The sequence below is a fragment of the Streptomyces sp. NPDC013457 genome (assembly GCF_043089925.1).
Classification (GTDB): Bacteria; Actinomycetota; Actinomycetes; order Streptomycetales; family Streptomycetaceae; genus Streptomyces.
In genome coordinates this window covers 400,578-412,316 of the sequence record NZ_JBICBL010000001.1, presented here as the reverse complement: position 1 = coordinate 412,316, position 11,739 = coordinate 400,578, and the positions used below count along the sequence as shown (strand labels likewise).

Annotated in this window: 9 protein-coding genes; 5 read left to right on the top strand and 4 right to left on the bottom strand. The window is 71.6% G+C overall.

Translation table 11 applies throughout. From position 1 onward, the window contains the following. The 3 genes from ACF1G2_RS01770 to ACF1G2_RS01760 form a co-directional block, all read right to left on the bottom strand. Window positions 1–2,265, bottom strand: coding sequence for an NHLP family bacteriocin export ABC transporter peptidase/permease/ATPase subunit (locus ACF1G2_RS01770; RefSeq protein WP_391796313.1), 2,265 nt, complete (start codon window positions 2,263–2,265; stop codon window positions 1–3). Then, window positions 2,262–3,068 (bottom strand): HlyD family efflux transporter periplasmic adaptor subunit, encoded by an 807-nt coding sequence (locus ACF1G2_RS01765; RefSeq protein WP_391796312.1) that lies wholly within the window; start codon window positions 3,066–3,068, stop codon window positions 2,262–2,264. Before ACF1G2_RS01765 ends, ACF1G2_RS01770 begins: the two co-directional genes overlap by 4 nt. Window positions 3,069–3,165: 97 nt before the next feature. Further along, a complete protein-coding gene (locus tag ACF1G2_RS01760) occupies window positions 3,166–3,417 on the bottom strand; it encodes a hypothetical protein (RefSeq protein ID WP_391796311.1) in 252 nt (83 codons plus the stop codon). 348 nt (window positions 3,418–3,765) lie between these two features. Here ACF1G2_RS01760 and ACF1G2_RS01755 point away from each other — a divergent pair, with 348 nt between their 5' ends. From ACF1G2_RS01755 to ACF1G2_RS01735, 5 genes are all read left to right on the top strand, one after another. Beyond that, window positions 3,766–5,814 (top strand): prolyl oligopeptidase family protein, encoded by a 2,049-nt coding sequence (locus ACF1G2_RS01755; RefSeq protein ID WP_391796310.1) that lies wholly within the window; start codon window positions 3,766–3,768, stop codon window positions 5,812–5,814. A gap of 316 nt (window positions 5,815–6,130) precedes the next feature. Further along, on the top strand, window positions 6,131–7,567 hold the full coding sequence (locus tag ACF1G2_RS01750; RefSeq protein WP_391796309.1) for a globin domain-containing protein: 1,437 nt from the start codon (window positions 6,131–6,133) through the stop codon (window positions 7,565–7,567). Next, window positions 7,564–8,364 carry a pyridoxamine 5'-phosphate oxidase family protein gene (locus ACF1G2_RS01745; protein WP_391796308.1) on the top strand — a complete coding sequence of 267 codons (801 nt, stop codon included), beginning with the start codon at window positions 7,564–7,566 and terminating at the stop codon, window positions 8,362–8,364. Before ACF1G2_RS01750 ends, ACF1G2_RS01745 begins: the two co-directional genes overlap by 4 nt. A gap of 101 nt (window positions 8,365–8,465) precedes the next feature. Beyond that, complete coding sequence (locus ACF1G2_RS01740; protein ID WP_391796307.1) at window positions 8,466–9,107, top strand: DUF998 domain-containing protein; 642 nt, start codon at window positions 8,466–8,468, stop codon at window positions 9,105–9,107. A gap of 224 nt (window positions 9,108–9,331) precedes the next feature. Beyond that, window positions 9,332–10,903, top strand: coding sequence for a polysaccharide lyase family 1 protein (locus tag ACF1G2_RS01735; protein ID WP_391796306.1), 1,572 nt, complete (start codon window positions 9,332–9,334; stop codon window positions 10,901–10,903). 43 nt (window positions 10,904–10,946) lie between these two features. On the opposite strand, the gene ACF1G2_RS01730 is transcribed toward ACF1G2_RS01735, so the two are convergent. Beyond that, on the bottom strand, window positions 10,947–11,729 hold the full coding sequence (locus ACF1G2_RS01730; RefSeq protein ID WP_391796305.1) for a hypothetical protein: 783 nt from the start codon (window positions 11,727–11,729) through the stop codon (window positions 10,947–10,949). Window positions 11,730–11,739 lie beyond the last annotated feature (10 nt).

Here is an 11,739-nt window from a genome sequence, read left to right as displayed (position 1 = left end):
TCAGTGCTCCTTGACCAGTTCGGCGTAGGCGCCTCCGGCGGCGACCAGATGCGCGTGCCGGCCGCGCTCCACGACCGTGCCCCGGTCGAGCACCACGATCTCGTCGCTGTCGCGTACCGTGCTCAGCCGGTGGGCGATGACCACGCAGGCACAGCCGCGCCGCCGCAGGTTGTCGATGATGATCTGCTCGGTCGCCGCGTCCAGGGCACTGGTCACCTCGTCGAGGACCATGACGGTGGGCCGGCGCACCAGCGCCCGGGCGATCTCCAGACGCTGGCGCTGCCCACCGGAGAAGTTGCGGCCGTCCTGCTCGACGCGGCTGTGGATGCCGCCGGGACGGCGCGCGACCACGTCGTACACGGCGGCGTCCTCCAGGGCGGCGACGACGGCCTCGTCGGGGACGGAGGGGTCCCACAGGGCGATGTTGTCGCGGACGGTGCCCTCGAAGAGGAAGACATCCTGGTCGACGAAGGAGACGGACGCGGCCAGGGCGCCGCGCGGGATGTCCTCCAGACGCATCCCGTCGATCCGGATGGCACCCTCCCAGGGGGTGTAGAGGCCCGAGATCAGCCGGGAGACGGTCGACTTGCCGCTGCCCGAGCCGCCGACCAGCGCGACCTGCTGGCCGGGACCCACCGTGAGCGAGAAGTCCTTCAGGAGCGGCGGATCCAGCGGGCTGTAGCCGAAGGTGACGGCGTCCAGCTCGACATGGCCCGTGAGACGACGTGTGCGGGCCGGCGGCTCGCGCCGCGTGTAGACCGGGTCGACGGGGAAGTTCTCGACGTCCTTGAGGCGGGCGACGTCGGCGGCGAAGTCCTGGATCCTTCCCGCCACGCCGTTGAGCCGGGTGATCGGCGCGGTGAAGCTCGTCACCAGGGCCTGGAAGGCCACGAGCAGTCCGACGGAGAGATGGCCCTCCACCGCCCTCAGACCGCCGATCATCAGGATCAGCGCGCTGTTGAGGGCCGCCAGGGTGGGCGCGACGACCGCCAGCCAGGCGCTGGGCACGCCCAGCCGCTGCTGGATGTCGAGCGTGGTGGCGTGCTGCCCGGCCCAGCGCCGGAAGAAGCCGTTCTCGCCACCGGTCGCCTTCATCGTCTCGATGAGCTGAAGACCGCTGTACGAGGTGTTGGTCAGCCGGGCGCTCTCGGCGCGCAGCTTCTGGGTGTCGGTGGCCCGCAGCCGGATCACGATCCGCATGGCGAGCACGTTCAGCAGCGCGATCAGCACGCCGACGACGGTGAGCTGCGGGTCGTACGTCCAGAGGAGCACCGCGTAGAGGAGCACCACGACGGCGTCCACGCCGGCGGCGGCCAGGTCGCGGGCGAGGGTCTCGGCGACCGCGTCGTTGGACTGCAGGCGCTGGACCAGGTCGGCCGGGTTGCGCTGGGCGTAGAAGGTGAGGGGAAGTCTCAGCAGATGCCTCAGGAAGCGGGCGCTGCCCAGTGTGGAGGCGATGATGCGCCCGCGCAGCAGGTTGGCCTGCTGCAGCGCGGTGAGGGTCGCGGTGAGGACGAGGGCGGTCGCCATCGCCGCGAAGAGCACGCCCAGCAGCGACGTCTGGTTCCCGATCAGGAACATGTCGATGTAGGTACGGCTCAGCGCGGGCACCCAGGCGCCGACGACGACGAGCAGCAGGCTGGAGATCACCGCGGCGGCCATCGTGCCGGAGGTGCCGCGCAGCCGGGCGGGCAGGGCGCCCATGACGCCCGGCTTGCGGCCGCCGCGGCGGAAGCCGGGCCCGGGCTCGAAGGTGAGCACGATCCCGGTGAAGCTCGTGTCGAACTCGTCCATGGGCACGAACCGGCGTCCCTTGCCCGGGTCGTTGACGTACACGCCCCTGCGGCCGAAGCGGCGCCCCATGCCGTCGTAGACGACGTAGTGGTTGAACTCCCAGAACAGGACGGCCGGGGCCGCCACGTCGGCGAGGGCGGCCAGGTCCATCTGCATGCCCTTGGCCTGGAGTCCGTAACCGCGTGCCGCCTTCAGGAGGTTGCTCGCGCGCGAGCCGTCGCGGGAGACGCCGCAGGCGATGCGCAGCTCTTCGAGCGCCACGTGCCGGCCGTAGTGACCGAGCACCATCGCCAGGGCGGCGGCGCCGCACTCGACCGCCTCCATCTGGAGCACCGTGGGGGTGCGCACGGTACGCGGCCGGCGGCCCTTGGGCGCGGGCCCGCGACGGCGTCGGGCGGGCGGCAGCCGGCGCGCCGAGGCCCGGGAACGGGAGCGGCTCCGGTCGCGGGCGGACTCCGGCGGGGCGGTCACGGCAGCAGCCAGTCGACGGGGCGCTGCGCGGAGAGATGGACGGCGCCCGTGACGGGCGTACCGGAGTCGACCGGGTGCGGGGGGCCGTCCGCGGAGGACCAGCCGTAGCCGGAGGCCGTCGAGGAGGAGCGGTCGAGGCGGACGACCACCGCGACCGGGTTGCCCTGCCCGGAGAGCTGCGCGGCGAGCGCGCTGTCGCCGAGGAAGGCGCCGATCTGGTCCCGTGTCTGGGGTGTACGGCCCACGGCCTCGACACGGCCGCGCAGGAGGCCGTAACGGTCGCGGGGGACGGACTGGACGCCGAGGTCGACCCGCGCACCCGCCTGGATCGTCGTGGCGTCCTCGCCGGGGAGGTACAACACGGCCACCAGCGGGTCCTCGGGACCGGTCACGCGCTCCACCGTCGCCACGTCCGCGCCGGTCGTGACGACCGCGCCCATCCGGGCGTAGAGGGTGGTCACCCGGCCGGCCGCCACCGCGCGCACGGGCCGGTCGCCGTCGTCCGTACGGACGGTCAGCACCGGTGTGCCGGGAGAGACGGACCGGCCCTCCTCGACGAGGACGTCGGTCACCTGCCCGGCGACGGGGCTCTGCAGGAGATAACTGCCCTCGCCGTGGGTGAGGACACCGGGTGCGTTGAGCTTGGCCGCCACCGTGCCGGTGAGGGCCCAGTAGCCCGCGACGGCGATCACGACGACGGTGACGGCCAGCACGAGGCGCCCCTGAGGGCGCGCGAACCGTACCGGCACATCGAGTTCTTCGGGTGATTGCAGCTTGGAAAGCGCCTTCTGGCGGAACTGCACGGACTATTCCCTCGACTGCATTCGAATCGTTCGGATACGGGGAGCCCGTGAACCCCGGAACCGGTGAGGGTTCCGGGGTTCACGGGCGAAATTCGGCTCAGAGACCGGCGAGACCGGTGATGCCGGCGGTGTTCACCGAGACGCCGGTGATGCCCTGGGCCAGGCCGGGGACGCCGGTGGCCAGGCTCTCGACACCCTGGACCGTGTTGAGGGAACCGACGGTGCCGAGCAGGCCCGTGACGTCGCCGGTCACGGCGCCGGCGAGGCCACCGGAGACGGAGACGAGACCGCCGGACACGGCGTCCAGGTCGGCGTCGGAGATCTCTACCGTCTCAAGGTCGTGACGCATGATGCGCACCCTTCATTTGTTGGGGGGAATCCGTTTCTGCGGCCGCAGGTGGCCGATCAAAGCATGCGAACGGGTTACCGGACCAATTCAGTTGACGCTTCGTCGCGGACGTTTGTGTACCTGAGGCGACGTCCGTGACCCCATATTCACGGAATGCCGACACCTTCTTCGCAGGAACGAGTAACAGATTCCGGAGCCACTGAACGCGGGTGGAATATAACGGACATAACCGGGCCACCCGGACGGCTTCCGGTGCCTTCCGGTCGAGGAATCGTGAAGGGGGCCGCCTCCAACACGCTCGCGATGTGCAGGTTTTCGGCAGGCACGCGGGCGGGGACCGGCGGCACAATGCGGTGTGTGAACGATGACGATCCGTATCTGTGGCTGGAAGACGTCGAGGGTGAGGCCGCGCTGGCGTGGGTGGCCGAGCGAAACGCCGAGACGGCGGCCGAACTGGCCGCCGACGACGGCTTCGCCTCCCTCAAACAGCGCCTGCGGGACGCCCTGGACGCCTCGGACCGCATTCCGTACACCACCCGGCGCGGCGCGTTCCTCTACAACTACTGGCGGGACGCCGAGCGGGTACGGGGCGTGTGGCGGCGCACGACGCTGGAGCGGTACCGCAAGGACGAGCCCGAGTGGGAGGTCCTCCTCGACCTGGACGCGCTCGCCGAGGCGGAGGGCGTCGCCTGGGTGTGGGCGGGCGCGCGGGTGCGCCGGCCCGAGGACGACCTGGCGCTGGTGTGTCTCTCGCGCGACGGCGGCGACGCCGTGGAGGTCCGCGAGTTCGACCTCGCCACCCGGTCCTTCGTCGCCGGGGGGTTCGTGGTGCCGGAGGCGAAGACGCGGATCGGGTGGATCGACGCCGACACCGTCTTCGTCGGCACCGACCTCGGACCCGGCTCGCTGACCGACGCCGGCTATCCGCGCACGGTGCGCCGGTGGCGCCGGGGCACGCCGCTGGAGGAGGCGGCGGTGGTCTTCGAGGCCGAGTCCTCGGACGTGTCCGCCTGGGGGCTGCGCGACACGACACCGGGTTTCGAGCGCGACTTCGTCGGCCGAGCCAGGGACTTCTACCGCGGTGAGACCTTCCTCCTGACCTCCGGCGGGGACCTCGTGAAGATCGACGTTCCCGAGGACGCCGAGGCCTACGCGCATCGCCGGTACCTGATCGTCACCCTGAGGTCGGCGTGGCTGGGCCGGCCGGCCGGCTCGCTGCTGGCCTTCGACTTCGACGCCTTCCTGGCCGGCGACCGTACGGCGGAGGTGCTCTTCACCCCCGACGAGCGGACCGCGCTGGCCGGACACTGCTGGACCCGGCACCATCTGCTCCTGGAGACGATGCGCGACGTCAGCACCCGCATCGAGGTCCTCACCCCGACCGCGGGAGGAGGCGGCTGGGCGCGCGAACCGCTCACCGATGTTCCGCCGCTCTCCGCGGTCACCGTGGTGGACACCGACCCGGACGTCTCCGACGAGTACTTCCTCGACGTGTCGGGGTTCCTGCAGCCCTCCACTCTCTACCGGGGCCGGATCGGCGCCGGGACCGAGATCCTCAAGCGGGCCCCGGAGCGCTTCGACACGGCCGGCCTGGCGGTGGAGCAGTTCTTCGCGACCTCCGCCGACGGCACGCGCGTGCCGTACTTCGTGATCGGCCCCGACCGCGCCCTCACCGGCCCGGGTCCCACGCTGCTCTACGGCTACGGCGGGTTCGAGGTCTCCCTCACCCCCTCCTACGGCGCGGTGCGGGGCCGGGCCTGGCTGGAGCGCGGCGGCACCCACGTGATCGCGAACATCCGGGGCGGCGGTGAGTACGGACCGGACTGGCACCGGGCCGCTCTCGGGGCCGACCGGCCGCGGGCCTTCGAGGACTTCGCGGCCGTCGCCGGGGATCTCGTCGCGAGGGGCGTCACGACCCCGGCCATGCTCGGCGCCGCCGGCGGCAGCAACGGCGGCCTGCTCATGGGCGCGATGCTCACCCGGTACCCGGAACTCTTCGGTGCGATCGTGGCCCAGGTGCCGCTGCTCGACATGATCCGCTTCCACCGGCTGCTCGCCGGCGCGTCCTGGATCGCCGAGTACGGCGACCCGGACGACGAGGCGGACCGCCCCCATCTGCGCGCTCTCTCCCCGTACCACCGGCTCGCCGCCGACCGCGTCTATCCGCCGGTCCTGCTGATGACCTCCACCCGGGACGACCGCGTCCATCCCGGGCACGCCCGGAAGACCGCCGCCCGGCTGCGGGAACTCGGGCACCGGGTGCTGCTCCACGAGAACACCGGCGGTGGCCACGCGGGCGCCAGCGACAATGAACAGTCCGCCCACAACAACGCCCTGATGTACGCCTTCCTCTGGCAGCACCTCTCACGAAGTGAAGAACCCGCGCACATTGTGTGACGCATTCGCGCCAGAAGGGTCGCGATTCGTCGTCAACTCACCATAAATCTCTCGGCCCATCGTCCAAAAAGCCGCTCTGACCAGGGGTAACCCCGGTCGGGCGGCGAGGGCTGAATCGAACCTTCATGGAATCCCGGGTGCGGGGTAGGGTCATGCCCGTTCGCACACTCGTGCCCCATGTGGAGGGCGGGATATACCACCATTTCGCAGTGACGGGTGCGCTTACGTCGAATTCCGATACGGAGAGGGAAATCGGGGCACACTCGGACCCCATGTGCGAAGACCGACCGAAAGACGTTCGAGGCGAGGCAAACCGATGGATGGTCCGACCACCATGTCGGCCGACGGCGCGAACTCCGGCGGGAACAGCCGGGAGGGGGGCTGGTTCGGTCGCGGCCCGGGAGACACCCCGGGCGGTCCGGCACCCACCCCCCAGGCACCGCCCACCAGGCCCGCGACGGCCACCGGGCCCTCCGCGCCCTCGGCGCCCGTAGCCCCCGCGCCGTCGATGCCGAGCGCATCCAGCGCACCGAGTACGCCGAGCGCACCGTCCGTGCCGGGGCAGCGGACCGCACCCTCCGCGCCGTTCCGGGCGTTCGGATCCTCCCCCGCCGCGGCCCCCGAGGACACGTCCGACGCCGCGCTGCTGCGCCGTACCCTCGCCGAGATCGAGCCGATCGCCGACAAGGTCACCTCGCACTTCTACGCACTGCTCTTCCTCAAGCACCCCGACCTGCGCTCCCTGTTCCCCGCCGCCATGGACACCCAGCGGGACCGGCTCTTCACGGCGCTGCTCACCGCCGCGACCCACGTGAACGACGCCGCCACCCTCACCGCGTACCTCTCCGGGCTCGGTCGCGGCCACCGGAAGTACGGCACGCTCCCCGAGCACTACCCGGCCGTCGGCGAGGCCCTTCTCGGCGCCCTCTCCCAATACGCCACCGAGAGCTGGGGGCCGAAGACCGAAGCGGCCTGGGTGGGGGCCTACACCGCGATCTCCCAGATCATGATCGACGCGGCGGCCGAGGACGAACTCCGCGCCCCCGCCTGGTGGCAGGCGGAGGTGGTCGCCCATGAGATGCGCACCCGCGACATCGCCGTGGTGACGGTCCGGCCCGACCAGCCGTACTCCTTCCTCGCCGGCCAGTACACCTCGGTGGAGACGCCCTGGTGGCCGCGCGTCTGGCGGCACTACTCCTTCGCCTCCGCGCCCCGATCCGACGGACTGCTCTCCTTCCATGTCAAGGCCGTGCCGGCGGGATGGGTCTCCAACGCCCTCGTGCACCGGGCCCGTCCGGGGCACGTGATCCGGCTCGGCGCGCCCGCGGGATCCATGACCGTCGACCACACCACGGACAACGGTCTGCTCTGCCTCGGCGGCGGCACCGGGATCGCCCCCATCAAGGCACTGGTCGAGGACGTCGCCCAGCACGGCAGACGCCGTTCCGTGCAGGTCTTCTACGGCGCCCGCCGCGACCACGACCTGTACGACATCGACACCATGCTCCGGATGCAGCAGTCGCACCCCTGGCTCTCCGTCCGTCCCGTCGTCGACGACGCGGCAGGCGGCGAGCTGTGCGGCCAACTGCCCGACGCCATCTGCCAGTACGGGCCGTGGCACACCTACGACGCCTATCTCTCCGGCCCGCCCGGCATGATCCGGCTCGGCGTCGACACCCTGGTCGGCATCGGCATCCCGACCGACCGCATACGGCACGACTCCATCGAGGAACTGGTCGGGGCAAGGAATTGAGCACTTTCGAACACACCGGCTACCGGCAGCCGACGCCGGTGCGCTCCGTCCGCCCGGGGAGCGACGGCGAGCATCTCGTCCAGCAGCGCATGGGCACCACCGAGCGGGCCGACAGGTTCTACGCCGACCAGGTCCTCGAGCGGCTCAACACCCGCATGCGGGAGTTCGTGGCGCGCCAGGAGATGTTCTTCCTGGCCACCGCCGACCGGCACGGCGAGTGCGACAACACCTTCCGGGCCGGCCCCCCTGGCTTCCTCCACGTCGTGGACGACCGGACCCTCGCGTATCCGGAGTACCGGGGCAACGGAGTGCAGGCCAGCCTCGGCAACATCGAGGAGAACCCCCACGTCGGCATCCTCATGATGGACTTCGTCCGGGACCGCATCGGGCTCCACGTCAACGGCCGGGCCCGGGTCGTGTCGGACGAGGCCATGCGCCGCGCCCACGAGGGTCTCCCGTACGACTCCGTCCCGGGCCGCCGCGCCCAGGTCTGGGTCGAGGTCGCCGTGGAGGAGGCGTACATCCACTGCGCCAAGCACATCCCCCATCTGCAGAAGGTGCCCCGGGACGGGAACGGGCGCGCCTGGGGGACGGACGACGTGAAGCGCAAGGGCGGGGACTTCTTCGGCGCCGCGGCCGAAGCACCGGAGCGCGGTCCGTTCCTGCCCCCGCCGCGCGCGGACGCGGCGACCTGGCGGGCGCAGGCCGAGAGGGTCCTGGTGGAGGCCGAGCAGCGCCGGACGGCCGACGAGGCGGACGTGTTCACGGGCTGGTTCGACAGGAAGGTGACCGTCTGACCGTCCCGTCCCCGACGGCGCGCCGCGCTCCGTACCCCCATTCGGACTCCACCCGCCCGTGTACACGCGGCGTAGGCCACCGAGCGGCCTACGGTGGGCCGATGCGACCTGTTCCTCGGTGGGCTCTGGTGTCGTCGGGGTGCGCCCCTGTCCTGCTGGTCGGCGGCTGGATGCTCGCGGCCCATCTGGAGGGGCCCGCCTACGATCCCGTCACCCAGACGATCAGCGTGCTGGGGGCTTACGGGGCCAAGGGCTTCTGGGTGATGACCGGAGCGCTCCTCGCGCTGGGTGTCTGTCACCTGGTCACCGCCTGGGGGCTCCGGCCCGCCGCGCTCGCCGGACGGGTGGCGCTGGCGGCCGGCGGCGTGGCGGCCTTCGTCGTGACGATGCTCCCGGCGCCCAGCAGCGGCGGGTCCCTTGAGCACGGTTCGGTCGCCGTCGTCGGCTTCGTCCTGCTCGCGGTGTGGCCGGTCCTGGCCGCCGTCCGGACCCCGGCCGCGCCCTGGGGGCTGCGGCTCGCGCCCTCGATCGCGGCGACCGTCCTGATGTGCGTCGGCGCGGCCTGGTACCTGATCGAGACGGAGCGTCAGGGCGCTCCCGGTCTCGCCGAACGGCTGGTGACCTGCATGCAGTCGATGTGGCCGTTCGTCGTCGTCGCCTCCTGCGTCGCCTTCCGGGGCCTGAGCGGCGCACGGGCGACGGTGGACGCGCGGAGCGACGACGACCGCTCCCTGCCCGACTGAACGACACGCCCCGGAAGGGCACGTGGACCGGTCCGCAGAGCGGTCGGTGTTCACATCACTGAATTTCGCGACGGCTCGAACCTTGTCAGCCGAACGGACCGCGCCCTATCGTCGCACGGCAGAAAGCGCTTTCTCCTCGCACGGGACACCCGGCGGAGGCGACCGACGAGTCGCCGCCGATCCGGCATGCGACGACGCGTGCCGAAGACGAATGGGAGACGAGAATGGGACGAGCAGTCGCACCACGACTCGGCGCGGCGCTGGCCGCCGCGGCGCTGGTGGCGGCGGGTGCCACGGCGCTGTCGGCGCCGGAGGCATCGGCGGCCGCCGGCGGCGCCACCGGCTATGCGACCCAGAACGGCGGGACCACCGGAGGTGCGGGCGGGCAGACCGTACGCGCCACCACGGGGACCGCGATCCACGCGGCGCTCTGCGCCCGCCCCGCCACGAGCACCCCCCTCGTCATCGAGGTCGAGGGAACGATCGACCACGGCAACACCGCCAAGGTGTCGGGCGCCGGCTGCAACACCGCGGACGGGGTGATCGAGCTGAAGCAGATCAGCAACGTCTCGATCGTCGGCGTCGGAGCCGGTGCGGTCTTCGACCAACTCGGCATCCACATACGTGAATCCAGCAACATCATCATCCAGAACGTGACCGTACGGAACGTCAAGAAGTCGGGCTCGCCCGTCTCCAACGGCGGCGACGCCATCGGCATGGAGAGCGACGTCCGCAACGTGTGGGTCGACCACGTCAGCCTGGAGGCGTCCGGCGGGGAGTCGGAGGGGTTCGACGGCCTCTTCGACATGAAGGACGGCACCCAGTACGTGACCCTCTCCTACAGCACCCTGCGCAACTCCGGCCGCGGCGGTCTGGTGGGCTCCAGCGAGAGCGATCTCTCGAACGGCTTCATCACGTACCACCACAACCTGTACGAGAACATCGACTCCCGCGCGCCCCTGCTGCGCGGCGGCACGGCGCACATCTACAACAACCACTACGTGAGCCTCAACGAGTCCGGCATCAACTCCCGGGCCGGGGCACGCGCCAAGGTGGACAACAACTACTTCGAGGACTCCAAGGACGTCCTCGGCACCTTCTACACGGACGCGGCCGGGTACTGGCAGGTCGGCGGGAACATCTTCGACAACGTGACCTGGTCGAGTCCCGGCGCCGACAACAACCCCGCCGGCCCGAACCCGCAGTCCAACACGACGGTCGCCATCCCCTACGCGTACAGCCTCGACAACGCGAGCTGCGTACCGGACGTCGTGAGCAGGACGGCCGGCGCGAACAACGGCCTGCGGGTCTCCGACGGCAGCTGCTCCCCGCAGACACCGGCGCCGACCACCCCGCAGCCGACCCCGACCACCCCGCAGCCGACCACCCCGGCTCCCACGACCCCCGCTCCGACCCCGACCGGGCCCGCCGGGACCAACCTCTCCATCGGGGCGGGCTCCGACGGCTCCGGCAAGGCGGACGGCACGAGCTACGGGAACGTGCGGGACGGCGACCTGAGCACGTACTGGTCACCGGTCGGCGCGACCGGTGCCGTCTCGATCAAGTGGGGCTCGGCGACCACCGTGTCCCGGATCGTCGTACGGGAGGCGGCGGGCTCGGCCGGCGCGATCGGCTCCTGGCGGGTCCTCGACGGCGACACCGGAGCGGTCCTGACGTCCGGCAGCGGGGCGGGCGTCATCACCTTCCCCGCGACCTCGCTGAAGAAGGTCACCTTCGAGATCACCGGCTCCACCGCCACTCCGAGAGTCGCCGAGTTCGAGACCTACGCGTCGTAGTCGGTACCCACGCGGCGAGGCCCGGCCGCCGCCCCGCCGCGGCTCACCCGCCCGGCGGGGCGTCCCAGGCCTTCGCCAGCCCCTCCAGCCAGACGGGAGGGAGCTCCACCCGGTCCCACTCCTCCCGCAGCGCGTCGGGCGCCGAGACGAGACGCTCCAGTACGGCGACGCTGCTGGGGGAGTGGAGGAGGGAGTAGCGGCCGTGGATCGAGACGTCGCTGCCGGGGCCGTACTCCGCGTACAGCCGGCTCAGCCGCTCGCTCCAGGAGCCGGCGAACGTGTCCAGATGTCCGGCGTACCCCGCCCGCTCCGCGGTGCTCATCGTGCCGAGGACAGCGACGAGCACGTCCTCCGACACCTCCGGGTCGAGGTCGGAGACATGCGTGAACGCGAGGTAGAGCGGGGTCACGGCCACCTTCGCCCGCTCCACGTCCACCCCCGCGACCGGGGGGTGGACGTGCGCCGTCTCCGTCGGTCCCTCGGCGCCGCCCGGCTCGTCGGAGCCGAGCGCCCGCCGCAGCGCGCGCTCGGTGGCGCGCAGGAGCGCCTCGTCGACGGCCCGGGCGCCGTCGAGCCAGCCGAGGCGGAACCGCTCTCCCCGGTCCTCGGGAGGGCTCGCCACGACCCGGGTGACCTCACCGTGGGCCTCCGCGAGGGCGCCGGCCTCCACGAGGGCGATCAGCCGCCCCGTCTCGTCCTCGGGCACGCCCGTGCGGGCGAGGAGTCCGAGGAGGGTCGTCCTCGCGTTCCTGACGTCGGCCTCGTTCGGAAGGGTGGCCGTGGGGACGTCTGTCGCTCCGTGCGACGGCGGCTGTTCCGAGTTCATGGTCACCATG

Coding starts and splice junctions, on each gene's coding strand:
- ACF1G2_RS01760 (WP_391796311.1), bottom strand. CDS start 3,417: ATGCGTCACGACCTTGAGACGGTAGAGATCTCCGACGCCGACCTGGAC.
- ACF1G2_RS01755 (WP_391796310.1), top strand. CDS start 3,766: ATGCGGTGTGTGAACGATGACGATCCGTATCTGTGGCTGGAAGACGTC.
- ACF1G2_RS01750 (WP_391796309.1), top strand. CDS start 6,131: ATGGATGGTCCGACCACCATGTCGGCCGACGGCGCGAACTCCGGCGGG.
- ACF1G2_RS01740 (WP_391796307.1), top strand. CDS start 8,466: ATGCGACCTGTTCCTCGGTGGGCTCTGGTGTCGTCGGGGTGCGCCCCT.
- ACF1G2_RS01735 (WP_391796306.1), top strand. CDS start 9,332: ATGGGACGAGCAGTCGCACCACGACTCGGCGCGGCGCTGGCCGCCGCG.
- ACF1G2_RS01730 (WP_391796305.1), bottom strand. CDS start 11,729: ATGAACTCGGAACAGCCGCCGTCGCACGGAGCGACAGACGTCCCCACG.